23 protein-coding genes and 1 pseudogene are annotated in these 26,129 nt (G+C 40.6%); 7 read left to right on the top strand and 17 right to left on the bottom strand.

The features are described 5' to 3' along the window. Positions 1-17: 17 nt before the first annotated feature. A complete protein-coding gene (locus GNE10_RS03315; RefSeq protein WP_185563636.1) occupies positions 18-320 on the bottom strand; it encodes a hypothetical protein in 303 nt (100 codons plus the stop codon). Positions 321-813: 493 nt separating this feature from the next. On the opposite strand from GNE10_RS03315, the gene GNE10_RS03310 reads away from it, so the two are divergent. From GNE10_RS03310 to GNE10_RS03300, 3 genes are all read left to right on the top strand, one after another. Beyond that, entirely contained in the window at positions 814-2,625 is a 1,812-nt protein-coding gene (locus tag GNE10_RS03310) for a hypothetical protein (RefSeq protein WP_185563635.1), read from the top strand. Between the two features lie 401 nt (positions 2,626-3,026). Further along, complete coding sequence (locus tag GNE10_RS03305) at positions 3,027-5,744, top strand: TnsA endonuclease N-terminal domain-containing protein (protein WP_185563634.1); 2,718 nt, start codon at positions 3,027-3,029, stop codon at positions 5,742-5,744. Further along, positions 5,744-7,222, top strand: a complete 1,479-nt coding sequence (locus GNE10_RS03300) for an ATP-binding protein (protein ID WP_185563633.1) — start codon at positions 5,744-5,746, stop codon at positions 7,220-7,222. The genes GNE10_RS03305 and GNE10_RS03300 overlap by 1 nt, the downstream gene beginning before the upstream one ends. Positions 7,223-7,497: 275 nt before the next feature. On the opposite strand, the gene GNE10_RS03295 is transcribed toward GNE10_RS03300, so the two are convergent. The 4 genes from GNE10_RS03295 to GNE10_RS03280 form a co-directional block, all read right to left on the bottom strand. Then, positions 7,498-7,866 carry a hypothetical protein gene (locus GNE10_RS03295; RefSeq protein WP_185563632.1) on the bottom strand — a complete coding sequence of 123 codons (369 nt, stop codon included), beginning with the start codon at positions 7,864-7,866 and terminating at the stop codon, positions 7,498-7,500. A gap of 178 nt (positions 7,867-8,044) precedes the next feature. Continuing rightward, the gene (locus tag GNE10_RS03290) at positions 8,045-8,257 is read right to left on the bottom strand and encodes a hypothetical protein (RefSeq protein ID WP_185563648.1); all 213 of its coding nucleotides are present in this window, start codon (positions 8,255-8,257) and stop codon (positions 8,045-8,047) included. Between the two features lie 86 nt (positions 8,258-8,343). Next, positions 8,344-8,979 (bottom strand): hypothetical protein, encoded by a 636-nt coding sequence (locus GNE10_RS35735; RefSeq protein WP_260446765.1) that lies wholly within the window; start codon positions 8,977-8,979, stop codon positions 8,344-8,346. A 357-nt stretch (positions 8,980-9,336) separates the two neighbouring features. After that, positions 9,337-12,708, bottom strand: coding sequence for a hypothetical protein (locus GNE10_RS03280; protein WP_185563631.1), 3,372 nt, complete (start codon positions 12,706-12,708; stop codon positions 9,337-9,339). Positions 12,709-13,135: 427 nt separating this feature from the next. Between GNE10_RS03280 and GNE10_RS03275 the strand changes: the two genes are divergently transcribed. Beyond that, on the top strand, positions 13,136-13,462 hold the full coding sequence (locus tag GNE10_RS03275; protein ID WP_185563630.1) for a hypothetical protein: 327 nt from the start codon (positions 13,136-13,138) through the stop codon (positions 13,460-13,462). Between the two features lie 129 nt (positions 13,463-13,591). Here the strand turns inward: GNE10_RS03275 and GNE10_RS03270 are convergent, their stop codons facing one another. Next, a complete protein-coding gene (locus GNE10_RS03270) occupies positions 13,592-14,731 on the bottom strand; it encodes a hybrid sensor histidine kinase/response regulator (RefSeq protein WP_185563629.1) in 1,140 nt (379 codons plus the stop codon). 623 nt (positions 14,732-15,354) lie between these two features. Between GNE10_RS03270 and GNE10_RS03265 the strand changes: the two genes are divergently transcribed. Continuing rightward, a complete protein-coding gene (locus GNE10_RS03265) occupies positions 15,355-16,074 on the top strand; it encodes a response regulator transcription factor (protein WP_185563628.1) in 720 nt (239 codons plus the stop codon). Positions 16,075-16,348: 274 nt separating this feature from the next. Here GNE10_RS03265 and GNE10_RS03260 read toward each other — a convergent pair whose 3' ends face one another. From GNE10_RS03260 to GNE10_RS03245, 4 genes are all read right to left on the bottom strand, one after another. Then, a complete protein-coding gene (locus GNE10_RS03260; protein WP_185563627.1) occupies positions 16,349-17,191 on the bottom strand; it encodes a ThiF family adenylyltransferase in 843 nt (280 codons plus the stop codon). Between the two features lie 61 nt (positions 17,192-17,252). Further along, positions 17,253-17,945: a hypothetical protein gene (locus tag GNE10_RS03255; RefSeq protein ID WP_185563626.1), complete on the bottom strand. Its 693-nt coding sequence runs from the start codon at positions 17,943-17,945 to the stop codon at positions 17,253-17,255. Next, positions 17,929-18,687, bottom strand: coding sequence for a hypothetical protein (locus GNE10_RS03250; protein ID WP_185563625.1), 759 nt, complete (start codon positions 18,685-18,687; stop codon positions 17,929-17,931). Before GNE10_RS03250 ends, GNE10_RS03255 begins: the two co-directional genes overlap by 17 nt. Then, a complete protein-coding gene (locus GNE10_RS03245) occupies positions 18,660-19,484 on the bottom strand; it encodes a hypothetical protein (protein ID WP_185563624.1) in 825 nt (274 codons plus the stop codon). The genes GNE10_RS03250 and GNE10_RS03245 overlap by 28 nt, the downstream gene beginning before the upstream one ends. Before the next feature lie 22 nt (positions 19,485-19,506). Here GNE10_RS03245 and GNE10_RS03240 point away from each other — a divergent pair, with 22 nt between their 5' ends. Beyond that, positions 19,507-20,010 (top strand): hypothetical protein, encoded by a 504-nt coding sequence (locus tag GNE10_RS03240; protein WP_221642717.1) that lies wholly within the window; start codon positions 19,507-19,509, stop codon positions 20,008-20,010. 147 nt (positions 20,011-20,157) lie between these two features. Here the strand turns inward: GNE10_RS03240 and GNE10_RS03235 are convergent, their stop codons facing one another. From GNE10_RS03235 to GNE10_RS03210, 6 genes are all read right to left on the bottom strand, one after another. After that, complete coding sequence (locus GNE10_RS03235) at positions 20,158-20,595, bottom strand: hypothetical protein (RefSeq protein ID WP_185563622.1); 438 nt, start codon at positions 20,593-20,595, stop codon at positions 20,158-20,160. A 5-nt stretch (positions 20,596-20,600) separates the two neighbouring features. Then, complete coding sequence (locus GNE10_RS03230; RefSeq protein ID WP_185563621.1) at positions 20,601-21,245, bottom strand: hypothetical protein; 645 nt, start codon at positions 21,243-21,245, stop codon at positions 20,601-20,603. A gap of 216 nt (positions 21,246-21,461) precedes the next feature. Further along, the gene (locus GNE10_RS03225; protein ID WP_185563620.1) at positions 21,462-22,040 is read right to left on the bottom strand and encodes a siphovirus Gp157 family protein; all 579 of its coding nucleotides are present in this window, start codon (positions 22,038-22,040) and stop codon (positions 21,462-21,464) included. A gap of 2 nt (positions 22,041-22,042) precedes the next feature. Further along, the gene (locus tag GNE10_RS03220; protein WP_185563619.1) at positions 22,043-22,306 is read right to left on the bottom strand and encodes a hypothetical protein; all 264 of its coding nucleotides are present in this window, start codon (positions 22,304-22,306) and stop codon (positions 22,043-22,045) included. Positions 22,307-22,338: 32 nt separating this feature from the next. Further along, positions 22,339-23,094 (bottom strand): tetratricopeptide repeat protein, encoded by a 756-nt coding sequence (locus GNE10_RS03215; protein WP_185563618.1) that lies wholly within the window; start codon positions 23,092-23,094, stop codon positions 22,339-22,341. Positions 23,095-23,217: 123 nt separating this feature from the next. Then, a complete protein-coding gene (locus GNE10_RS03210; RefSeq protein WP_185563617.1) occupies positions 23,218-24,255 on the bottom strand; it encodes a serine/threonine-protein kinase in 1,038 nt (345 codons plus the stop codon). A gap of 38 nt (positions 24,256-24,293) precedes the next feature. Here GNE10_RS03210 and GNE10_RS03205 point away from each other — a divergent pair, with 38 nt between their 5' ends. Beyond that, complete coding sequence (locus GNE10_RS03205) at positions 24,294-24,914, top strand: hypothetical protein (protein WP_185563616.1); 621 nt, start codon at positions 24,294-24,296, stop codon at positions 24,912-24,914. A gap of 165 nt (positions 24,915-25,079) precedes the next feature. Here GNE10_RS03205 and GNE10_RS03200 read toward each other — a convergent pair. After that, positions 25,080-26,129, bottom strand: a pseudogene (locus GNE10_RS03200) (hypothetical protein); the annotation flags it as partial.

Genomic DNA, 26,129 nt, shown 5'->3' with positions numbered 1-26,129 from the left:
TAGGAGATAGAAATAAATTAATCATCAGACCAAAAATAGCCTTTTTCTCCGGTTCCTCCACCCTTCCATTCCACAGGTTCATTTGTAGCTTTGACATAAAAAGTGATTCGGTCAGGGCGTTCGGAACAACGTTCCCAACTTTCTATTATTCCTTGTCGATAAGACTGCTGATTTTTACTTTCATGCAAAGCAAGATATTGAGCAGTGTTAGGATGACGTTCAGCTATCTTCCAATGACCGCTTTTGAAATACCCGTTCTCTAAATCTTCGACATTAAGATTGTTGTGGCAAATTAGATGAATTCCTAAAACTTTTGGCATTCTAATTATTACTGTTTTCGTGTGTTATATATTATAAGTGTAGCAAGTGAATTACTATAGATGGCAGATTTGCACCGTTAGTTAAACTTTACATTCTTAGCCCGACTGCGATCGCATGATTGCACTGCGCTCCGGACAATCGCTACTCACAAAACTTCTCCCGTCGTTATGCTGATATTTTCTCAACTGAAACTTGGTGCATAATTTGCTGTTTCAAAGAATCTGTTACAACTAATGTAATAGTTTCCCAATCCTATTGTGTCGATATTTACCCAAACAATTCGCGTAACACTTATCGGTTGGAAATAAACTCTTCACTAAAAAACTCATGTATACTATGCTGTTATCGGATTAGACAGGGTACGGATTGCGGGAGTAACATAAGGGATGCTTACTGGCAAGATAAAGTAAAGGCTGACCGCCTTGGAAGACTTGTAGTGCTAATAGAAGCATTCATAGAATTGATAGTTATTGTAAATAGGCATCAAATTGTATGTATGAAACTTTTATTGACCTTGATGAATTGATAATACGTTGCCGGGATAAGCAAGCTAAAAAGTTTATCCAGGAAGCTGTCGCTTGTTATAGAGCCGGAGCATTTCGCTCTTGCATAGTTGCAACATGGAATGCAGTAGTATTTGATTTTCTTCATAAATTGAGAGAATTAGAGCTACTAGAAAATGGTGAAGCATCTAATTTATTAAAACAATTTGAAAAAATAAGTTCAGAATCAAAAGTCAGGGAGTTATGGCAATTTGAGTCTGATATTCCAAAATGGGCACTCGAAAAATTTGAACTTATTTCACCCGTAGAACAAGCAGATGTAAAAAGGCTTTTTGAAGATAGGAGTCGATGTGCCCATCCCTCTATGACATCTCTAGAAGAACCATTTGAAGCTACAGCAGAACTTGCACGCTATCACTTGAGAAGTGCAGTAATGCATCTTTTACAGCGTCCACCTGTTCAAGGTCGTTCCGCTCTTAATCAAATTTGGCAAGCTATAAAATCTGAGTATTTTCCTAAAGATACAGAAGGTGCAGTGAGTTCTCTTCATAAAGGCCCACTAGCTCGTGCGCGTTTTAGCTTAATAAAAGATATTGTTATCGGATTAACTAAAAGCCTTTTAAATGAAGAAGTACCAGAAGATGAAAGAGAACGCCAATTTTCCGCACTTAATGCTGTATCAAAAATGTATTATAAGGAAACCGGAGAAATATTAAATGCTCAATTATCTAATATTATTCTCAGAATAGTTGATACAAGCTGGGATAAAGTAATTATTTACCTTGACAATGTAACAGCTTGGGAAAGTATCAGTGAACCATGTCAGATCAAAGCAAGAACCTTCATTGAAAGGCTGAATATATATGAAGAGAAATCAAGCTATATAAATAAATTGTCAATTGAAAAAATTAACATATTAGTAAAAGCATCTCGTATAGATTTCCTTACAGATGCAGTCATTAGTAAACTTCAAATACCTTTCAAGGATTTGCTATCCCTAAAAAAGCTTTGTCAAAATAAGCAGTTTAATGAAAATATTGTTAATCCTATTTTAAAAACATTTGTTCCACAAGCATCTTTTAATGAATTAATAACAATACTTACTGATGAGAATAAATCACTTAATGAAGAAATGGAGTTTTATTTAAAGGAAAAAATAAAGGAAACTTCAGTAAAACGTATACTTTCAGTTATACAAAGAACTCAAAATGATAAGATAAACCACTTGATTGAAACCTTTTTTAAAGAAAAGATTAGCACAGCTTCGTTGGATGAATTAATTTTAATTAGAGAATATTTCATGGATGAATTGGAAGACCAGGATAAAGAGGTAATCGAATTAAATAACATAATAGATATTTCTGTAAATAGACTCATAAAAGAATGTTCTTTTGAACAGATTGACAAACTCTGGGAAATAAAATCAAACTACCCTGACCTACTAATTGATGAACATATTAACTTTTTACTTCAAACAAATGTTTCAAATATAGTAGATCAATTTATGAAATCTGGCACTTTTGCAAGTGCTAAATCTAATGCTTGCCTAATATCTAAAGTTGTTGATTTCTTGAAACCTGTACACTGGAATTACATTCTCGAAGCTTTTTGTACAAATAATCAAATATATGACTCATATGGTTGTCCAGATATCTTTATATCTTTGTTTAATCAATCTATAGAAATCACCGGAACTGTACAGCCTTACTGGTTCTCTTTCAGAGAAAAACTCAATGGTTTAAATGGAGTGGATATCAATAGACTAAAACAAGTCATTGATTCCTATCAAGCAAGAGAGTAGAGTCATTGTCACCAGATGAATATCTGAGCTTAATATTACAGGTTGATCGTAATAAATTATTATCGCAGTATGCTTTGAATCATAATATGAGAAAAATTTTGAACCATAAAGCGAGAAAAAGTTAACGCAATTTCGGGCTTTCTCACCAATCACAACATCAAACTTTGAATCAAATCATGAGATAGAGTTGAAATTCTGAAGCATAATTAAAGAATGAGTTGAAAAAACACAAAGAGACAAAACTTGGACAAAAAATCTCAGAAAAAATTGCTCTAACTTAAACTTTCAATTCAAAATATGGTTCAAAACTCCAAGATATGCTTCACTTAAAACCATGACTCTGTAGTTTTTTCTTGCGGACTGAAAGCCTGAAACAGTCTCCTGGGAAGGAGAAAGACCTCATGACAGACGATGAATTTGACCATTGGTGTAGGCAACAGCAACTAACGGCATCCTGCAAAGACTTAATCGCCGCAATTCGCGCTGCCCCACCTTCTCGCAGAGTACAAGGACGCGCCAAAAACGTTAGTGGAGTTTACCCTAGCCGTAAAATGGGTCAAACCATTCAATTTGAGAGCCACACAGTAGAACTGTGGGCGATTTATCAAATGGAACATGACCCCCAGGTGTTAGAGTTCTACGACCAACCACCGCCATTTAAAATTCAGTACCAAAACCAAAACGGGCGAAAAATAGGTCATTATCATACACCAGACTTCTTCCTACTGCGTCCAAGTGGTGCAGTCTGGGAAGAATGGAAAACCGAAACCGAATTAAAACGACTAGCCCAAAAATACCCTTCACGCTACCAAAAAACTGAAACTGGTCATTGGCACTGCCCACCAGGAGAAGCTTACGCCGCATCTTATGGACTCAAATACCATGTTCGCACTGATACCGAACTAAATCCCATATTCACTCAGAACCTAATGTTTTTAGAAGACTACTTTAGGTTCACTGCCAATATCCCCCACTCCATTACAGAACAAATACTAGCAGCAGTTCAAGCCACCCCAGGAACAACCATAGCCGCCACACTTGCAAGCATACCTGGAGTGCGTGCTAACGATATTTACGCCATGATTGCCACAGAGCAACTCTACGTAGACTTGTATGCAGTCCCCCTAGTGGAGCATTGGCGAGTTCAATTATGGGCAGACCAACAAACTCATACTGCTCATACACATTTAGCCATAGGGACAACTGGGCATCATCAAAAAATCACCTCTGCCACAACACTTTTGCCCAATACCTTATTAGTCTGGGACGCACAACTTTGGACTTTAGTTAACTTGGGCGAGAAGACAACCACACTTTTACCCGAAGTTGGGCAACCAATGCAATTGCCCACAGCATTTTTTCTGCAATTATTTGATAGCGGCACTATCACCATTCATACTTCAGAAACACACACAACCATCAATGAAAAAGTGCGTGAATTGATGGATGCTGCCTCGCCTACGGATCTACAAAGAGCCAATCACAGATTTCATCTAGTACAAGCATATTTCCAGCACCGCACAGACATATATAAGGACATACCTCAAAGCACCTTGTCTCGATGGGTCAAACAGTTTCGTGAAGCCGAAGCCACTTTTGGTTGCGGTTATGTTGGGTTGCTCCCACGTACAAATAATAGAGGAAATCGCCTACCCAAAGCACCAACAGATGCCAGCGTTTTACTAGATCAATTTATTACCGAACACTTCGAGACACCAAGACAAGCTCCAGCCGCTTCCGTTTATCGTGCCTATACAAGAGCCTGCGAAAGAGCCAACATCCCCCCATTGAGTCAGCGCACATTTTATACTCGGCTAAAAAAGCGTCCCATCCATGAGCAGACTTTAAAACGTCAGGGAGCAAAAGCTGCATACGCAACCGAACCGATTGTTTTAGAACTAGCTAAAACTACACCCCGGCACGGAGACCGCCCCTTTGCTATCTGCCATCTTGACCACACCCAACTCGACATTGAATTACGCTCTCAAGTAACTGGTCGGAACTTAGGACGACCTTGGCTGACATTACTGATTGATGCCTACTCCCGTCGAATCTTAGCAGTTTATCTCACCTTTGACCCACCTTCTTACAGGTCTTGCATGATGGCACTACGGTTGTGTGTCCAGCGTGAGGGTCGTTTTCCCCAATCCGTAGTTGTAGATGGCGGCAAGGAATTTCATAGCGTTTACTTTGATACCTTATTAGCACGTTACCACTGCATCAAAAAGACAAGACCCGGAGGTAAACCCCGTTTTGGCTCAGTAGTTGAACGATTATTTGGCACAACCAATACAGAATTTATCTTTAACTTACTCGGCAACACCCAAGCCAGTAAACAACCGCGCCAATTGACCAAAGTTGTTGACCCCAAACAACTTGCCGTTTGGACATTGGCAGATTTATATACCTACCTGTGTGAGTGGGCATACACCATTTATGACACAAGCGTACATGATTCCTTGGGTGAGACACCATTACAAGTTTATACCGACGCTATTGCTGCCACTGGGGAGAGGGAACACCGACGCATTGCATACAACGAAGACTTCCTCATGGCAACACGCCCTAGCACACCCAAAGGCAACGCTAAAGTCCAGCCGGGACAGGGAATTAAAGTCAATTATCTTTATTACTGGAACGATGCTTTCCGCAATCCGGTTGTCGAAAAAACCAAAGTCAGTGTGCGCTATGACCCTTTTGATATGGGTGTAGCTTATGCTTACCTGGAGGGAAGATGGGTCAAATGTATCTCCCAGTATTACAGCACCTTTGCCGGACGCACAGAGAAAGAAGTGCTATTAGCTGCCCAAGAAATTAGACAACAAGATAAGCGTAATGCTGTGAGTACAAATATCTCTGCCAAACGCCTAGCAGACTTCATCGCGGCGGTGCAAGAACATGAAACCTTGCTCATGCAACGATTGCGGGATTTGGAAGCGGTTGGGGTGCTGGAAAATTTAACACCCGATATTTTATGTGTACCCCAGTTTCCAAGAGTCAGCACTCTTGAGACTGAGATGGAAGCACAAAGTCAAGATGACGAACAATTGCCACCACTGCAAAACAACGTTGAACTGTTGGATCTCACACGACTGCCGATACTGGGGGAATACCGTTAATGGACAAATTTTTAACCGGCAATCTTAACGGCGAAATACAGTCGAAACTGACTCAGTTTAAGGAGTATGCAGTTTTACATCCTCAGTTAGCACGGGTAGATATGCTGTTGATGCGTGCGATTCGAGAACCCGCCGGATTTGCTCATGTGTTGGTGTATGGGCCAAGCGGTGTGGGCAAGACAACCATGATTCGCCAGATTGCTAAACGGTTAAATGAAAATGTAGCCGAACAGTTACCGGGTGTATCCAATTCCTTAAGCTATCGTAACGGCTCTGGGCCCCCAATACCGTTATTGCTGTTAGAAACACGACCACCGGATGGTGGAGTGTTTAATAGGGCAGATTACTACCGCACTGCACTGAAACTTTTGGGAGAACCATTCTATGAGCGGCGAATGCTGATAGATATTGACGCGGAACAAACCTGGGAGAAGAAAGGACGTGGGCGGACTAAAACAGCCCAATTTAATGATTCGCCTGAACTGCGTCACGCATTAGAAGAAGCGATGACCAAACGTGGAGTGCGGGCGGTGATTTTGGATGAAGCACAGCACTTAATGAAGATTGGGACTGGTGCAAGTGCTGGTAAGCTTTTAGACCAGTTGGACTGGATTAAGTCCATGACCAATGTTACGGGGGTGCTACACATTCTGATTGGGACTTATGAACTGCTGAATTTTCGTAATTTAAGTGGTCAAGCATCCCGGCGAGGACTGGATATTCATTTTCCGCGTTATTTGTATCAAAATGAACAAGACCGCCAGGATTTTCAAGCAGCATTATTGGCACTCCTAATGCAAGTACCTCTGAATGTTGATGTCAAAGAGTTGATGCAGCATTGGCTTTACTTTTATGAGCGTTCCATTGGTTGTGTTGGGGTACTCAAGGACTGGCTTATTCGAGCTGTGGCGGCGGCATTGCATGATGGTCACGATACTTTGAGTTTAGAACGACTGCATGAACATACGCTCACATTAGCCCAATGTGAACGTATGGCTTTGGATACCACTGAGGGAGAACAAAAACTCTCTTATATGGAAAGTCGCCGTGAACATTTGTGGCATTTGCTACAGATAGGTATGGGTTCGACCTCTGTACCAAAAGCGGCTGTGGATTTATCTAAGAAGGATAATGATGTAGTTGCATCGCCCCCAAAATCTGACAAACCACCGTCAAGAGCGAAACGAACTCGTAAAAAGCCTGTCAGGGAGAGCGATGATGAAACGACTTCTACAACACCAGATGAAACGTCTATAGAGCCAGCACCCAAGAAAAAACAAACTCGTAAGAAAACAAAACTTGCTGATTCTTCAATTAGTGAAGCACCACTAAAGACAAATATTATCGGCACTCCCACATTAGAAGAGAAGACACTAGATGAAAAAGCAACTCAACAGGAAATACCTAAAACCCCTAAAAAGTCTTCCCAACGTGTTGGGCAACGCAAACCCAAACGAGATACTGTAGGGCTTGAGTGAACATCCAAAAATTCAGTAGTAAACAGTTTTTATCCAGGACTGTGAACAAATTTCTCGTCCCTATCCAGATGGTGATAAGTTCGAGGCAATTGCTGTTTCTTTATATCCAATTTTACAACGGTATTTTCCAATTTGAAGATTACGTCTAAAAAGAAAAGCAGATTTAAAATGTTACTTACTAAATTTTATTAAAATATCTTTCATGTTTAGCAACATTTTACTGAAGAAAACAACTAAACTCAGTCAAAAATTAATACTAATTTTATTTGAAAAAATTATTCACTAATTGTTGGTAGAGACAGACTTCCGTAAGCATTAGGCGAATCAAAATGAACAGCAGCACCACCTTGAGGAAAGTGTTTCCGAGCTAAATAATGGCGGATTACTTGATGAATATCGTAAGCGTAACGAGCTACTTCTGGGATATTTTCATCTCTGATTCCAGAGTTTGATTGTTTTGATGTAACTTTGATAATAGACTTGAGTGATTTTAAGGTATCAACTAATTCTTGATATTGCTCATCTGGCAAGTCAGAAAATAACAAAGCTACTTCTTCAAGTTGTCCCATGTAAATTCGAGATAGAAGTTCGCAAGCTTTTGAAATTATGTTTAATTGTTCATCATTAACTTCTAGATTTACCATGTTTGTCCTTCACTAGGATAAAGTTTTTAACACCTTTAGAAATAGAATTGTTAACAATTTTAGGTTTTTATTTCCTTAAAAATAAACTATTTGGTTTGCTTTTGATGACAGCTTTGTTAGATGTTACCCAACGAACTTGAATCAAGGTATTCTAACATATTTATATCTTTTATATACCTTAACAGTCTAAGTATTCAGTCAGTTCTGAATTCTCTAATTCCTTTAAGAAACCAGTTAATGCAAATGGACATTTACAACTTAGTGCTGTTTCTATAGAATCAGCATTTAACTGATATTCTTGACAGAGAATATCAAATATATCTTTAGTTGTTAATTCTAGATTCTTATCTAATTCCCAAAGTCTTATTTCTATTACAATTGCCAGCTTCATACATGAACAATATATCAATAATTGTTATCTAATTTTAGATTTCACTCTCACACGTAAACTTTTTAAACACTTTTGTTGAACACCTACTACTGCTCAAACCAGTTGAAGTTAGAACTTGCCCCGTGTTTTCGTCGGTCAGCCTCAGCACAAGCTTTGCTATAAACCTCATCCCAACCACGAAGAAAATCTTTTTCATGAGATTCTAAATCCCCATACGGTATAGCCATTTCTCGTTCTAAAGCTTGTAATAATTCTTCAAAAGTCTGAAAATATCCAGGTTCGATTGAGATTGCTTCAAAGAAACTCAACCAATTATTTTTAAATTCTTGACGCAATAGTTGCAATGCTTCAACATTCATCTTCTTCAAAGATGGAGTCAGTGACAATCTCGCCATTTTTAACTCTTGAATAAATGCCTCAATATGCTGTTTTGCTTTTTTGTATTCAGGTGCTTGCTCCTCTAGCTGCAACGATGCCAAATAGCGAGCGCAAACTTGTTGATAATCCTCAACGGTCGGTACAACTGGTGATAACGCAGCTTCCACTCGTTCTATTAGTTCAGTTGCTCCGTTGCTGTCTGGGTTTGTATTGCCAAAAAATTTTTGACGGTAAACGGCACTAAGCCTTTCTACAACAGGTTTGATCCCCTCAGCAATCCTGACGTGGGTAGTTTCGTAGGGGGCTTTGTGGCCTCGCCCTCCTTTGGCTATTGGGTCAGTCATAAACTTGTTAACAGCTTACACTCGCTAAAATATAAACTTGTTAACATCTTTTGGGATAAACCTGTTAACAATTTTTAATTTTCCCTGGAATTGAAACTAAACCGTTTAGTTTGCCCCTGGTGTCAGCTACGCTATACCTACCCGTATTTACAAGCGCACCTGTGGAATATGGGATATTACGCCAAAGAAGTTGTTTTTCTACTTTGAAGCTGATTTTTGAAGCATAAAATGGTTAATGCTTTTTGAAGCATATCATGAGCTAAAAGTTTATTTTATGATTCAAATCACACGCAGTTTCAAAAATAATCGTAATTTAATAAAATTGGCCGTGCTATTTAAATAATTTTCTTTACCATTTTAGTTCAACTCTATATCCTGACTGCTAATATGGTGTCCATTATGTGATAACTCCTGTTTTCTGTGAAGTAATTGTTCCCTCTCTAAAATCATCGCTTCTAGCTCACTAGCACGTTCTTCTGAAAGTGGAAATATCTCCTCACCCGTTTGGAGATTGCCTCGACAAATCGTCCGCTTACCTTCATTTCGCACAATAAAATCACCACTGGGTTGCACATAAGCAGTCCAATGGCTACCAATTTTAAACTGCTCAATTTCATTACTTGCAGATTGATTGGCTTGTCGCTGTTCGTAGGTAGTAGCGATCGCTCCTACCAAATTATCATACATTTCCTTACGCCAGAGTTCACGGTGAATGGCTCGGAATTGCCCAGCAGTATCTAACTTTGGTTCTGATTCCGGTAATGGAACTTCTGGCAGATTGATTGACTCAGGATTAACCTTGAGGATAATACTAGAGCCATCTGGTTGCAAAGTAGCTGCAAATGTCGCACCAATCGGCAGTTTCGGACTATCAGGAGCAAAAGTACCTAAATTCTTACCATCAATCTGTAATATCGGTGTACCGTTGTAACGATAATGCTCTGGGTGTGATTCGGGTAACTCAAAAATTCCTACTTCCAAAGTAACGCTACGCTTTTTCCATTGCTTACTAGAAAAGTTTTCATTGGCGAAGTGATTGTATTTGATCCCCAACACTTTTATTTCATCAAACTGAAAATCCTGAAGCTGTTGACATACTTCCTCTGTAAATAGGTTATATGCCAAAGCACCAACACCTGAATCCTGACGTGATGTTGCCCAATTATGATCTGCTGGCGGGATAATTCTTAAATCCTTGGGTATATTAAGTTCATCTAAATCGTTAATATTTTCGCCAAATTTAGCTGCTAATTTATCAACTACTTTGGGGGATAAGTCTTTCAAAGCAAATTCAATTAAAGGTAATTGAGGATGAATAGTGGCATCAAATTTAATTCCCTTTTGTTCTAAAGATTCTTTCCATTTAATAGCACCTGCACCAAAAGGAACACTTAAAACATAAATATCCTGTGGTAATGCAACGCTTGGCAGTTCATAATCGTGCTGAAACGAAAACGTAATTTCCATCTGTTCTGCCAGCTTTAAACAGTCTTTGCGATGCCGATCTAATTCTGGACGGGTGTGTTGTGTGTGCCATAGTGCCGCCGCGCCTTCTCTGCGAGACGCTACGCATTGGCGAAGCTTGTCCGCAGGATTTACAAACCTCTCTTCTGGACTGGTGAATAATTCATCAATTTCCGCCCGATAGCTTTCGTAGAGCTTTCCTAGTTCCTCATTAAAGGCTTCTCTGTCATCTCCCACCCGTTCCTTAATTTCGTCTCTAGCTTGCTGAAACCTTGTTTTCAGTTCTTCTGCCCATTCCAAGGCATCTACAGATAGCGTTTCTTTGGGAAACAGGTAGCGAAACTCGTGCCTATCTCTGCTGCGAATGCGTGTTGGTTCCCATAAAGGATTGACTACAACTCTTGCAATGACGTTAATTGAGCCGGGAGCATCCGCAGGCATGGCAAAGGAGCGATAAAGCCGTTCATCTTTTTTAAAGTCAAAAAAGTAACTGGGGTGAGACTCTGACCATTTTTTGGCATCGGCGAGTAAATTTTCCCCACCTATTTCCTTGATATCTTCCAATCTTTCTGCACTTTTGGGCGAATCTACCTCAACCTGAAGTGCCTGAAATAGGCGGTTTAGTAGCTTCCTTTGTCGTCTGCCAAATCGCTCCACATTCTCACCGTCTTTGGGCATTGATGACTGTACGCGCCCAATGTTTGTTGCTACCAACCCTACTTTATTTTGACTGCTGGCAGCAGCAATCTCTGCTAAATTTTTGTATTTTAAGTTGCCTTCTTCGTCTGTAATTTCCGTATACGCCAGCTTAGGGCGTTGTTTAACTGGCTCAAATCGTCCCGGTTCACCTGTGCGGAGAGTTTCTTGAGCAATATTAGGCAGTTTACTGGCAGAACTGACCATTAATTGGTCGCCGTCAAAATCGGCTTGGTGGTATTCCTCGGCATCCTTGGGATGAATCCACACTACGTTGCGAGTTTTTTTCAATTCTGGGTCGTGGATGTTTTGGTAGAGGCGGATGTTGTCTGAGTTGACGATGGGGTAACGGGTGAGAATGACATCTCCTTCTGGTAGATGGGGTACACAGATTGTGCCACGAGTTAGGCGATCGCACGGCATTGCCATACCCGAATTATGGTTGTATCCTCCCTTAATCGCTAAATCGCGCCATTGATTGGCTATGTAATCGGTAGCAAACTTGCGGAATTTGGGGGTTTCAATCAATTGACCATATTTATCGCTGCCTAATAGGGAAATCCAGCGAGATTCCTGTGCTTGATTGTTAGCATTACCCTCAATTTCGTTAAAAGCTTCTTCTGACTGCTCTTGCTGCGATCGCTGTTGTTTGTCATATTGTTGGATGATGTATTTTGCTAACATCAAGGGATTGCGCTGCAACTCGGCAAGTTCTCTAGCTTTTTCTTCGGTGGGTTTACTCAAATCTTGTTTGACTGCTTCTTCTGAGTACCAAATAGTAAACTGCCAACTATTATCGTAGTTGGTAGCTTTGGCGTTACCTCGATTACCAATAACCGCTTGGGGAAACTCATAGTCACCGCAGGGTATTAAGTTTTTGAGTTCCGACTTTTTAATGCCTTTAATTGAGGAACGATCCATAACAATGTCGTAGCCTTTAGCATCAGTCAGATTCGCATCGGGTAGGAAAGTACCTTTGGACAAGAAGCTGGTTTTTGGGCACTGGGAATTATCTGGTTCAGCCCAATTACTCCTCCAGGCAAACCGAAATTGGAATGGACAATTCCCTTCTCCTCCCAATTGTTTGGCAAGTTGGGGCGAAATCTTGCCGTGACAGTCTCCTGTTTTATAATGAGCATACTGTGGATCTTCAAAGTCCACAATTTTAACTCGCAGCCCTGTAAAAGTTTCTGAGCCTTTGTAGCAATTACTAACTAGTAAAGAACCATAGCGACAGGCAGTATCAGGTTCTGTAGCGAAGAAGCGTCTAATTTTTTTATGCAGTGAACCATCAGCAAAGTAATAACTATTGCCAGAACTGAAAACTAACTTGCGTCGGATTCCATCCTGAAAGTTTCTTTGTCTTAAATGGTTGGCATCTGGATTTTTGCTGTCAATTTTAACCAGTAGTAGAGATTGTAAATCTTCTGCTTCAAACATCTGTTCGAGCAGAGAATTTTTAATGATTTCTGGTTCAGATAAATATCTCCCTTTACCATTGTTATACGACCCATCAAAGAGAGGTATGCTCAAACCAGAACCTTCTAAGACTCTAGTGGTTAAATCCATTACCAATCATCTATTAGATAGCTTATCTAGCAAGCATGAGACTCCAATATTCACCTTGGCACGAAATTACACTCGATAAAATCATCCAAGTGGATAATTTACTGATTTCATGGCAGACGGTATTTTATACGGTATTAGCTCTGCTAGATAACCCTCAATAAATAATAGTTGACAATATAGACACAATCTGAATTCAAAGCGATCGCTATTTCAATCACCCAGCTGACTTGCTTGTATTTTGTCCAGTTCTCTAAAAAATAAAAAATTGACTTCCAACAAAAGCTGTATTTCGTCAAGCACGAATACTTGACCGACTCTCTAGCAGGCTTCCGAGAAAGTTAAATACCTGAACAGCACTTTTAATCGTATTATCCTTTGTCCACTGTATTGCTCAAGTTACCCCATTTTGAAGCTACCACTATATTTTATGAGTAAAAGAATTCAACGGCTAGAAGATGGTTTATTAGTAATGCTTTATGACGATGACCCAGATTCACCAGGAGATGAGTTGATCGTTCCTTCTGATGATATATCCCAAGATGAGCATTACCCCGAATATGCTCATCTCAAACCTGGTGAAAGCATAATAATTAAGGAAAATCCTATCAAACCTACATCAGGTTATTATTATCCAAGTGAATATGAAGATTTAGATGAATTCCTCAATAGCGATCCTGGAGCAATTGATAGACTAGGTGATGAAAGTTCAACTATTCGTGGTTGGCGTCCACCTGAACCAGATGAATCTTGGTAAAACTTCCCTTAAGAGGCACGCATTAACAAGTTACTTTTTGGAATAACTGAAAGCTTTGATTATCAGTTTTTTTCATAAACTAGGTAAGTTATTTCAGTACAAATCATTAAGCTCGATTTCCCAAATTTTTTATGCTGATAACATTTTTGAATAAGCTGTTTGTACAGGTAAATAAACTGTAAAAATACTGCCTTTCCCGACAGTCGATGAAACAGAAATATTTCCCTGATGGGCTTCAACAATTTGACGAGACAAATATAATCCTAAACCGTTCCCCCGACGTTGATGCTTACCCTGTCGAAAGCGATCGAATAAGAGTAATTGTTCTTCTGGATTCATGCCAATACCTGTATCCTCTACTTCAATCGTTACCCCTTGAAGAGTTGAATTGAGGCGAACTTCTACTGACCCAGCATCACTGAAACGAATGGCGTTACCAACTAAGTTAGTAATAAGTCGGCGTAGTTCCAGGCGATCGCCTCTAACCCTAGCTAAAGAAGCTTCAGTACCCTTTGTCAAGATAGCTTTGAGAGTTAACTGTTTAACATCAGCCAAAGGCATTAGTTCTTGCACTACTTGCTGACATAATTCCCACAGGTCAACCACAAAGAAATCCAAAGTTTTGGCTCCAGCTTCATACTGGTAAACTTCTAACAAGGTATCGACCATTGACAACAAATTTTGGTTACTCTGAGCCATTTGTTCTAAAGATTCACGCATTGCTGATAAGGTATTGCCAAAAACACCTCTTTGCAGCAACTTTAGGAATTGGTCAGCAGCTATCAACGGAGTTCGCAGGTCGTGAGTGAGACGGGTCACAAAATCTTCCCGTCGCTGAATGAAGAACAGTTGTTCGTCCATACTGTGTTTCAGTCTCAACAAAGCCCGCACCCTGGCCAGTAATTCTTTCTTATCTATCGGCTTGCGAATAAATTCATCTGCACCTGCATCTAAACCTTTGACGACACTTGATTTTTCAGAAGCTGTCACCAGCAAAATTGGGATAAAAGGTAAGTTTGAGTTGTGCTTAATTTGCCGGGTAACTTCATAGCCATCCATATCCGGCATCACCACATCTAGGAGTACCAAATCGGGAGGAGATTCGGCAATTTGTACCAATGCTTCAGCACCACTGTCGGCGATGGTGACGTTGTATCCCTTCAGCTTCAATGTGACTTGCAGCAAGCGGAGGCTGTCAGCTGAGTCATCCACCAACATAATTCTTTGGTTTCTTTCTTCTGAAGTTGTATTCCAAGAGAAAGTGTTCATAAAACGCCTTTGATAAACCTAATTACTTTTGAGTAGAAAAAAAGAGTAGTAAAGCTAAATTTCGTTGGCAAAAGTTTATTTTCAAGCGCCATGCTAACCACTACGCGGCGATGAAAATTCATCAGATTTTTCTCAAACTCAAGGCATTGGTCAACATAATTACTAATTCGTAAGTACGAATTGTTAATCTGGCTATGTTTATGTGTAAGAGCCAGGGTTCTCGGTTAGAGATAAGTTACATCCTCCTGTAAGTGTGATGTGGACACAAGTCAGAATAAACTGTGTTGGTTTCAGTCTAACTTCAGTACTTTTATATTTTTTTATACTTTAGGAAGATTTTTTCAGAGAATTTTCAGATTAAACGATGTCCATTTTGAACATTGGAGCTTTTTCAACAGCTAGTTGAGATATGTAGTCCTTGATATATAAACTTTTCAGCCAATACTGGAAAAACTACTGGTTTCAACCTGGATGAGGTTTAATAACATTGAAATGCCGCTTTGCATCTCAAAAGCCACATTTTGGCTGAATAGCTAAAATTTTTCGTCCAATGGAGTAATCCTTTCCTTCAAACCATATTCGATATTTAAAAAAGTATAGTTACCAAGCTGCTGAGGTAAATAATGGGAGATATTCGAGTAGCAATTATTGAAGACCACAGCTTAACGCGGATTGGGATGCGTAGTTCTCTCAACGAGCAAGAAGGTATTCAAGTCGTGGGTGATGAAGCTACAGCGTCCAATGGATTGAAACTGCTCCAAAGTACAAAACCAGACATAGCAATCATCGATATTGGCTTGCCGGATAGAGACGGAATATGGCTTGTGCAGCAGTTTCGGGAATCTATGGTGTCGGAAACAGCAGCACAGACAAAAGTAATGATGCTCACTTCCTTTGCCAAAGAGCAGATGGTACTGGCAGCGTTTGCAGCCGGGGCAGACTCTTACTGTGTGAAGACAATTAAGTTCGAGTTGTTGCTGGAAGCGCTGCATATCACCCATGGAGGTCAGTCGTGGATTGATCCAGCGATCGCTCGTATTGTTCTCAAGCATACTCGTACTGGAGCAGCGGCGACAGTAAAACCGAATGCTACTCAGACGGTAACTATCTCTGCAATTGACCCAGAGCAAGCAAGCATTCTGGAAGCAGATCCACTGACAAATCGGGAAATGCAAGTCTTGGAGTTAATTGTCCAAGGCTATAGCAATAAAGAGATTGCCCAGAAACTCTATCTCAGCTTGGGAAGTGTAAAAGTATATGTGCGTGGGATTTTGAACAAACTTTGTGCAAGCGATCGCACCCAAGCAGCTGTATTAGCGTTGCGGGCTGGTTTGCTCAATTGAAGTCACTGTACAGTTGCTTCTGTACAGTGGTTGGTTGTTGTGACTTTTCACAGGGCTTTTTGGTTTGTGCGATCGCCCTTTGAGCAGCTCCTATTACGCCACGTCTACAACGGGCGCAAACCGCGTAGGCGCAGCCCGCCGTAGGCATCGCTTCTGAAAGCACCTTTCCAAAGCCTGGTTTCTTCGTTATATATTCTCATTAATCGAATTTTAATGAGAAAATGAGCAAATGAAACCAAGTTCCTAAGTGGATTTTGAAGCTTACCGTGAAAATTTAGCTTGGGTTATTAACTTGAGAGTTAGGGATTGCCTCAATGACACGAGCTTGCGTTGTATACAGAGATTTTCCGCTACCACTCTCTAAGTCGAAATAAGTAGCAAATCGTCGTAGTTTCCCCGTCGTCAATTGCAACAAATAATCAAAGGCTTCCGCAGCTACTCGCTGGTTAATGCTCAAGGACTGACTATTGAGCAAGGCCATTTCTTCACAGGACAAGTTGTTGTCTGCCAACTCTTCTGGTTGTGGAACCAGTAGGTCGGGTTGCTGTACTGTTGGGGCAGGCAAGCGAAAGCAGCCTAAAGCCTCGAAATCATAGTCATTGGGGTTAGTAGACAGATGGGAACCTAACAGTACCTGACCACTGCGCTTGGAGTTACCACAATCCAAATGCCAAATGTGAGGGGCAGGGCGATGAGTGTTGTGCTGGAGTACTTGGGCAATTGACTCTCTGGCTTTGGCATTATCTACGCAAGCAGTGATAACAATCAGAGTATTGTAACTGGGGAGAATCCATTCGGGTTGGAAAGGTTGAGCGATCGCTGTAACTTCCATCTTCCAAGCCAGGGAGTAGCGCAGCGCCAGCGTTTTGGCTTTGTTGAGTCCAATTTCTGCATCACAGAAGCACTGGCGGAAAACGTTAGCTGACTCAACGCGATCGGGGTCAACAAAGTAGAGTTTCACCTGTTTACCTTGCTGAAAAAGAACTCTGCCTAACCGAACCAAAGAAGGAGCCAACCAAGAACCAGTACCGCCGCATCCAACTAGCCACAGTTCTATCTTCGAGTAGTTGACAGTCACGACAGGAGAAGCATTTGCCAAATCAAGATTTAGCTCCATAGTACGTTGGTTAAGTTAATACAGGTATCGGTGAGGGGACAGGGATTTGCCAAATTAAAATTCACCTCCATAAGTTCTCCATTACATTTACAGGCGATACATCCGTACTGTAAAATTTGCAGCCAGATGAAAGTGAGACATCAACCATAAAAAAGTCTGGGTCAATGTCAAACACTTCTCTAGCAGGTACATCCCAACAGTGGCGAAACAGTCCAACCCGTAATTTAATCTCTGGTTTGAGTGTATTAACTCTGCCTAGTACCCCATAGATGCGAAAGCCAGATTCGTCAGCATTATCAGTGGTAGAGAAAAAGGCAGGTAAGGAACCGTGGGAATGGATGTCTACAGCCGCTTTTTGGTGGGAAGAGTCACTCCCAGAATGAGTTGGCTGGCAGCTAGTTGGAGTTTGAATTTGCTCTGGGACTTGTAAATCCCAGCCTGCATCAGTACAGTGGAGGTGAAAGAGAATTTCATGAAATTGATTGCCAGCTTGATAACTCAACCGCCACATTTCCAGTAGTAGCGGTTTGGGAATTAAGGGAGTGACTTTGAGATAAGGTGTTAGGTAAGGTAGCCCTTTGATAGTTTGGGAACACAAGCAAATAGGCATTAATACCTCTATGCCAGGACGAATGGCTCTAGCAAAGATGCCATTTCCGGCATAAAGGTACTCTAGTCCACTGTTGGTGTGTGTTGGCAGAGATGAAGTTGTGACAATTTTGTAACCAATAATACCTTCAAGCAATGGGTTCATCAAGGATTTCCTGTACAAGCATAGCGACACTTTTCTGATTGCCGATAGGCACAAGATCAGATACAGGATAGGTTGCTCGTCTACATCTTTTGTGCAGTTTTAGAAGTTGCTGGCGAACATCCTTGCGGTATTTTTGTGATTTACTGATTGTTAAATGGTTAGTGAAAATACTGGAAATAAACAAATTCCAAACATGGTTAATTGATACACCATTAGCAGCAGGTGGTTCGTTCACTCCCCAACACACCTGTCCAGAACTGTAGACATTGGGTAGTGGTACATGGAAGGCTGGTGCTTGAGGAGTAAACTCCTGTTCTTGAATTGCCCAAACCCAATATTTTAATCCCTTGCCCACAAACACCATTGCAGGTAGTGGAACGGTAAAAGATCCAAGTTCATCGCAATTGATTGTATGAGTGGCTGGTGGGATAAATTTTACCAAGTATGTGTCTGTACTGCCCGTACCCCAGCGCACAATTCCTGGTTCCATCCAACCAGTATCAATGGGTTCATTGCTAAAGGCAGTTCTCAGGGCTGCCGGTGAGATACATTTGTAAATATGAGCATCGGCAATTTCTTTGTCTCGGTGGTGGAAGATGTAAATGCCATCCAAAAACAGCAATTCTGCTTGAATTACTGGAGATTTTCGGGGAGGGTCTGCCAAAATTGCTCGTAGAATTTCGCTGGATAGAATTGGTGTCGATGTAACGTCGATTAACGTGGTTTCAATGCTTGTTTCCATAGTTTTAGTAGGATTTGAGCATGAGGTTTTAAGTCTGCTTCTAGCCAATCAATTAAGTTGGTTGCACAGTTAAGCATTCGGTCGGCTTGCTGCCATTTTCTGGTGAGCAAATCAATAGATGCTTTTGACCAAGGCAGAGATGTGCTGTAAGGTTGGTAGTAATAATCGTTTGCGTACTCGTCTAGCCAAACGTTTTTGGTTTCATGATCTAGGAGCCTTAAAGCTATAGGCAAAAATTTTAAAGGGGTATTTGACTGATGGCACTGCCGTTTCAGTTCTTTTTGGTCAATTTTGTCTGGGTGGTCGATGTCACTGTATGTAATTCCGTAAATTGCAAATTCACTATCAAACCACTCACTCCCTTCTGGGTCAATGTCATCAAGCCAACGGTGACCATCATGGCTAAATGGTAAAAGTAGCTGCCAACCATCTTTGAGATGTTCAATTTCTCCATCCATTGTCCAGTCAATACCCATTGTGGTAATAGGAATGCTGTGCAATCTTTGTTCGTAGGCTGTTTCTACAGTCCAGTGAGATAACGGAAATAGATGAGTGTAAATCAGTACAATGAATTCCAATTCTCTGGGACTATGGCAATCTACATCTGTCGGTGGGTAAATAGAAGCTTGGCTGGCTTTCCATTCAGTGGGAAAGTAGTGCTGATACAGTGCTAGTAAGGAGTAAATGTTGAGTTGGGTTTCCAGATAATCAAGTGATTCTGTAGCATCTAAGGTAAGTTGGCACTGACAAAGACTATAGATTGCCTCTGGCATACTGAGGGGTACGAGGTGAGACATATTTTAGTGCAACTCGTCATTCATGGGAGTCGGAAGTCAAAATTTTGATTCATTTGAACAATCATTCATTTCCGGTAAAATTACTGTGAGATGTGTAAAGAGCAAAGCTTATGAGTTATGGCGAGTGGCTGGAAGAAAGAAACACTCTCTCAAAACTGTTTCTGCTGCCCAATTAGAGGAGGCTATCTCGAAAGCCTTAAGCGAATTGCTGGATTACCCCCATGAAGTAAAGATTGAACACATTGAGTATGCGGAGAGCCTGCGCGGGTCACAATTGAGGCTTGCCGTTAACCAAGGATATAAGGAGGAAAAACGTGAGGGAAGCGAACCAGATGAACCAAAAGTTCCATCAAAAAGAGAATCATCTTTAAGTGGGCTTGAACTGCAATGGCAGGAAGAAGCGGAATTGGTGCAATGGTTTGAAATAGCCAAGAACAAAGGAATTGCAGTAGCTTCGCAGCGAGATAGGTTCTCTCAACAAGGTGTGAACGCCCACTCGCATCCTGCCAGTAGAGGATTGCAGTAGCTTCGCAGCGAGATAGGTTCTCTCAACAGCTTTTAATTTATTTAAAAGACGAAAAAGTTATGACCTTTGCAGAAGCCAAAAAGTTATATCCCATCGAAAGTCTGCTCGATAGCTAGGAAAGTACTGTGTCGTATCACTTATATGTACTCAAAAACCTTCAAGGATAACGCTAGATGTGGGAGTGCAGGCTGTTAAGGATTTTAGGGTTTGGTTGAGTGACTCAGAAAATTCTGTTCCAGATGCGATCACCTCTTCAATTTCAATTGATAACTGTGCTGCATTTTGCCAGTCAATTCCAGTAATAACCTGACGTTGACGCATTTGGTAGCACATTTTGACTGCGGGGTTGATTTCTTCAGGAGCCACTATCAGGCAATCTAGAGAAGAAGCGCCTTTTTTACCAGGCTTCTTGATGATGTGAATGGGTTTTCCTGGTTGACGCTCAATGTCTGCGTTTGCCAGTTCAGCGCAAAGAGGAGTGAAGGCATCTCGTAGTAATTGGTCGTCAAAAGCGATCGCTTCTGGAATCCAGTGTTGTTGACCTTCGTAGATAACAAGTAATTTGTTACTATTTGTAGTAGTCATGGCATTTAAAACAGTGAAATTTGCGTAGTATTACTGGCTGGTTTAGTAGTATCTGAACTAGCAGTTTCAGTGCGAACTGGAGTCTGGGCAGTGGGCGGTTTATTGGTTTTGACAGCTTTAGTCTGGGCTATATTCCGGCGAATTTGGCGATTAGGAAAATCGGCTTTCAGTTCGTCCAGTAGTTGAACAATTGCAGGTGGTAAATCACCGAGTTCTTCTTGATTGAGTATGGTAACTACAGGGAAATCACCATGACTGCTGGCAGCAATCATTACAGGTTTATCTCCTGTTTGTTGTGTAGGTAGTAAAGTGATGACAATTTGAACTTTGCATTGCTCAAAAATAAATGGTTCTAGTTGATTTACCTTGTTGGTAGCAGATATTTCTATGTCATCGTCATCTAACTGATGAGAGTCGATTTCATCTTCGCCGTAGCTATTTTCATCACTTACGGGTTCTAAAAGTTGCAAAAAGTTAGGTTTACCTGCACGCAAGCGTTCCCTGTCAAATAGCAATCCTAAAGCTTGGAATTGTTCTTGGGCAGTAGTTTTTCCCTGTTGTTCTGAAATGTAAGATTTTAAGGTTTCAGCTGTAACAGTGAGATTGGCTTTGACAATGGCCTGTTCTGGTGTTAACCATTTTATGGTCATAACTTTTTGGTATTGTTAAATGATGTGCAAGCCGTTGTGGCGGTAGCCAGAAGCAAAAACAGTTTTTGAAAGTAAGTGAGGAGATAGGAATATAAGAGTTTGGTTTACAAATATGAAACCTGCTGTAAGTGTCTAAAAAAAGTGATGAATAGCAGCCAACAAAACAGTAAAATTCCTGCTGTTGGCTGATAAATTAGTTAAAGCTATTGCTTATTGCTAAGTTAAAAGTGAGTCTTTGAAGTCGTGAATTGCCGTTGCTGTCAAAGCATAAATAACTCGGCGCTTACGCATGATGTGAGTCCCATTTACAGGAATACCTTTCTTCCAAGCAGCAATGATAGCTTTCTTGTCTGCCAAGTAAACAGTCTTTTCTCTACGGTATTTTGGAGACAATAGTTCTGCATCTATCAGCACCTCACAACTTGGCGGATTTTCTTTAATTGTGATGCGAAGTGAATTACCAATCATTTGCTCAGGTAGAATTCCGGCGGCGGTTTGTTCTAAAATAGTTTCATCTAATTTTTGTCGCCAGCGTTCTAGTCTTAACAATGCTGATTGATGTACAGCTTTTAGATGTTCTAGTCGTTGCTTAATAGCCACTATTTCAGCATCCAGTTGCAATGCTAATTCTGCTTGGATATCAACAGCTTCTTCCTGAACTTCCTGAGTTTCCCAAATAGCAGTGATAATAGCAGCTTCCTCTTCAGGAGTCTGGCAATTACTTAGCTGTTCCCAGAGATGAGCAGCAGTTTGGGAAAGTCCTGCTAAGGATTGTTGAGCGAGTGCTAAATTCATAACTACCACTCCTCACAAACTTGGTAGTATTCATATTCAGCTTCAATCTGTTCTAAGATAGCTATAGTGCCTGAATCTAAATTAGTATTGTCAGATAAATTTGAATTGACCTTTTGTGTAAGTTGAGGATTTTGATAAGCAGCAGTAGTTGAGTTAGGTGAAGTTGGAGTTGTTATTAATGTTTGCATAAATGTTGCTTGCTTAACGCCAGAAACAATGGCGCGATAGCGCATCTGGATAATAACCGCAACAACTTTCTCTGCCAATAGTTAGGATTTCAAATCCTGATACAATTGACCTAAAAACTCCAATTTATTAGTCGCTTTTTTCCTTCCATTGCCTCAGTTGAATCTGGTTTAATTGCCAATGCTCTATCATAAGCAATACTAGCGTCTTGCCAGTGATTTAATTGTTCCCATTGTTGACCTAATTTACACCAAAAATTGTGGATTTTTTGCCAAGCAGCATAATCTGTTTGAACAATATTGTGGGGATATTCATCTAATGATTTTGCAAGTTGCTGACATAAATAAATGCGTTCTTGAGAAAAATTGCTAAATAAAGGAAATACCCAATTAAATAAATGCCAGGAAGTAGGTTGTAATTGAATTGCTTGCTGCAATGAATTTATGGAATTGGGATAAAGTTGTAAAAGAAAGAATACCCAACCGCGTAGATACAAATTCTCAGGATCGTTTTTTTGTTCAGGTGTGAGTTGATTATAGCTATTAATTGCTTGTTGATAGGAGGTTTTTGATTCGGCTGGACGTTGTAATAGTTCTAAGATAATACCTCGATTAAACCACGTTGTAAACGGATTGGTGGGTTTCAGTTGTAAGGCTTTATCATGGGATATTAAGGCTTCTGCATATCTTCCTAATTGACGGAGTATCCACCCTCGATTGTCCCAAGCATCTGCAAAATCTGGGTATTTTGAAATAACTGTATCGTACACTTTTAAAGTATCAGAATACAAACACGGATAACTAATTGCAATTTTATGTGCAGATCCACTATTGGTCGAGGCTATAATTAGGTCAATAGCTTCATTCATATAACGTTCTGACCTTTCCTTGTGGAGCCTTTCAGACAGTTGTTTATAAGTTTCTCCCATGTTATTTTACCTTATCAATCTATACTTTTGTACATTTTTGATTTACAAATTTTTGAGGAGTATTTAGGGTTTTTGTGGTAGAGGCACAAATTTAAACAGAGATTGAAGATTAGATTGATTACTTGTTACTTGAACAGGATTTTGATTAACTACTACCTGAACAGGATTAATCAAACTTTTCACTGACCCTAAAGCTTCTTTAGCTGAATTATAACGCTTGTTAAAATCAACACGCACCATTGTCTCTAAAACTGTTGCTAAACTATCACTCACCTGTACTAAATTACGCCAACTCACCTCAAGAGTATTGGGGTCAAATTGTAAATTATATGGCTGTCTTCCTGTCAGTGCTTGGATACCAATCATTCCTACAGCATAGACATCAGAAGATAATTTTGGATGACCTTTTGCTTGTTCATCAGGCATATATCCTGGTGTACCAATAGCCCAAGTACCACTAGAAGCTTTGCTTTGCTGAATGAGAATGGTGTTAATTTCCTTAACCGCACCAAAATCAATCAAAACCAGCTTACCATCTCGCTGACGGCGGATGAGATTAGCGGGTTTTAGGTCACGGTGAATGATATTATGCTGATGGACAAGGTTTAAAACTTCCAGAATTTGCTGTAACAGTTGAACAACTTCTATTTCAGTTAAATATCTTCCTGCGAGTTCGGTTTCTAAGTTGTTGCCTGCAATATATTCTTGCACTAAATAAAGCTGTTGATTTTCTTCAAAGTAATCAAATAAGTTAGGAATTTGATCGTAACTGCCCAGTTGACCGAGTTTTTCGGCTTCTCGCTCAAACCAGTCTTTTATTTTCTGCTGAACATGAGGGGGTTCATTGGTGGGAATTTTCAACTGTTTGAGAACTCGCGGCGGTTGTCCAGGGAGTTTAGTATCTTGAGCGAGATAGGTGATACCAAAACCACCACTTCCGAGTTCTTTGATTATTTGGTAGCGTTGGACTATGAGCATGGCAGATAAATCAAAAAGTTTGTTATTAGCATTGTAATATTTATAACTTATAGATAAGTAGATGTGCTTGGTCAGTCCGTGAGAAGAGTTTTCTTGAATTAAAATTAAGGTTGATACTTGCAAATAAAAACTGTTAAACGCGAGCAGTCTGATAACTACTAATGTCTATGGGTTATTATCCGATTATTTTTTATCCACCACTAGCAAGGCGCTTTACTAACAACGATCGAGGAAAGGGGTATCTAAAAGCGTTGCTTCAAGGATGCGTTGCATTACCAGATGGAAATGGTACAGCCAAGCAAGGTGTGAGCGAAAAGGAGTTTTTTCGCCATTTACTGTCTGCGTTTCCAGGAAATCTTATCTGTCAAGCGGTTGAGTTTAAGATTCCTGGTTCACCCCGAAGCTACTCAGCCGATTTTATCCTTTACCATCAATCTTCTGGGTTAGCTCTCGATATTGAGATTGATGAACCTTATACTGGAGATACAGGTAAACCTCACCACTGTATTGATGTTGATGACGATAAAATCCGTAACCGTTTTTTCTTGGAGCGCAATTGGGGTGTAGTGAGATTTGCAGAAGTTCAGGTAGTGCGTCATCCTTGGAGTTGTTGTAAGGCGATCGCTCAAATCATCGCTAGATTAACTGGAGATAATAGTGTCTTCATATTATTACAAAGATTGGCTGATGTACCTTTACAAAAACAGTGGACAAAGCGTGAGGCTAGGCTGATGGCTAAGAGCAATTATCGTCAGTCTTATTTACCAAAAATGGGACAGTAAAACTAAAGATAGTACCTTCAATACTCATCTTTAATAGTCATATAATCTTCCCAGAATAGGGCTACCGTGTACACACAAGTCTTTGAGAGTTGCCTCACACCGTTTTAATCCTGGTACAAAGATATGTGTACACGGTAAGATTATGGGTAGAGAATTGGAAGGGTGTTACATCGATTTTGTCAATCTTACGTTAACTAATCTTTTTGGTTTTCTGACGCATTGTTTTTTTGATTTGCGGTGTAACTTCCACTCACGAATGCTCATGACAATTGACCCAAAATCCCGACTGGCAAAGGCTGTTGTTTTATTCGCACTGTGCCAAATTGTATCCGCCTCAGTTGGTTCAAGTGGAGGTGTACAGCGATCGCAATATCGGTCAAAGAGTTGGCGTGGTTCGGGATGATAAGCGATTCGGTTTCTAGTGAGTAAATTAGATGTACCCAGTAGGTTACGAGCTAATTTGTAGCCAGCATTGTTTCTGTTTCCCTCGAATTCGCCATAAGTTAGTAAAGTGCGATCGCTCAAAGTTAAACAGATAGACAAAGGAACAGACACTCCGCTAGCGCGTAGCTGTTTAAGAGATGAGCGATTATCTCTGGTAGCCTGTGTTACTGTCCCTCGTCGGCAATGTAAGGTTGAGCGAGGGACGGTCATAGAAGGTTGCAGTAGCGCTGCTTGTGGGTCGATAACTTCTCCATTTTTCGCTCTTGTGAGAAGCTGCACCCACTTGCGCCAACGTTGCTCAGAAAGTTCGTAGGGAAATAAGGCTGTAGAATCAAATGCGGTTTCTAGCTCTTTGACGTTGTACTGATAGTTTGACCAATACTCTAGGGTAATGGGGATGGTTGCACTCAATATTCCATCCACCATCCGTCTGCGAACCATACCTGGCAGTCTCATGGAACGAGCCAAGTTGCAAATGGCTGGATCTGCGTTTTGGATAATCGTCAGTTGGCGATTGAGGTACAGCCATTCAGCAGGATTCAAGGAATGGCTGCATTTAAAGTAAACGTGCAGGGATTTCCCACCTGTGTAAACTACGGCGGCGGGTTCCAAGTTGATTTCATCCCTTAGCCGGTCTACAGCTTGTCGCTGCTTACTCAATGCCAAATCATCAATTTCGTAGAACAAACATTGGTGTGATTTGAACGATAATTTAGCCAAACGGTCACGAAATACTTCACTTTGTACTAGGACAACATATAGTTCAAAGCT

Source organism: Nostoc sp. 2RC, assembly GCF_014222165.1.
GTDB lineage: Bacteria > Cyanobacteriota > Cyanobacteriia > Cyanobacteriales > Nostocaceae > Nostoc > Nostoc linckia.
Note: the sequence above shows the minus strand (reverse complement) of the source record. Positions and strands in the feature narration are given on the sequence as shown.